At 42.8% G+C, this 577-nt stretch carries 1 protein-coding gene; it reads right to left on the bottom strand.

Annotated elements, in window-relative coordinates; translation table 11 throughout:
- Positions 1–185 precede the first annotated feature (185 nt).
- Positions 186–416 (bottom strand): hypothetical protein, encoded by a 231-nt coding sequence (locus tag R7Q48_RS29505; protein ID WP_005483298.1) that lies wholly within the window; start codon positions 414–416, stop codon positions 186–188.
- Positions 417–577 lie beyond the last annotated feature (161 nt).

The following is a 577-nucleotide window of genomic DNA, read 5'->3' as shown; positions in this document are numbered from 1 at the left end:
CATAGTCTATGAGTTGAGGTGTGCATCACCATTAGCCTCTAAATGTAACAGATGGCATGAAAATTAATGTGATAGCAATCTATTTATCCTGTCGATAGATTGCTCACGATGATGCACAGTTCTCATTCAGACATGTTTTGTTCCAAAAGGCTCTCAACCTTGCATAACAGAAGGTTCGCTTCTGGCTATTCACCATTAATGTGCTTAACAATCGCCTCTTTTGCGTGCTCTTCTGTTGGTGTTTCACCTTCTGGAACGACTAGATCCGCTGTTTTGTGCACACCTAGCGCGTCTTCTGCAATATGTAACCAGTCAGGGTGCCAGTAGTAAGGCGTTGTGCTGGCTGGGTGATCCCAGCTGTGTACGCCTTTATGAGCACCTCGGTATGAGAGGTCATCCATAGTAAATACTTTCATCATTTTCTCCCGAAATAAAAGTCATACCTTTGAAAGTATGGAACATAAATTCTCACTTCGTATCGCGAATTGATATCACTAAGATTGATTAATTACGTTTCGAGATTGATAGTCGCGTTATCAGAATACGGGCGCGAAGTATGCTAAGGTTCGCTCGGTCG

It is taken from the genome of Vibrio sp. 378, from assembly GCF_033339435.1.
This window is presented reverse-complemented; position numbering and strand designations above follow the sequence as displayed.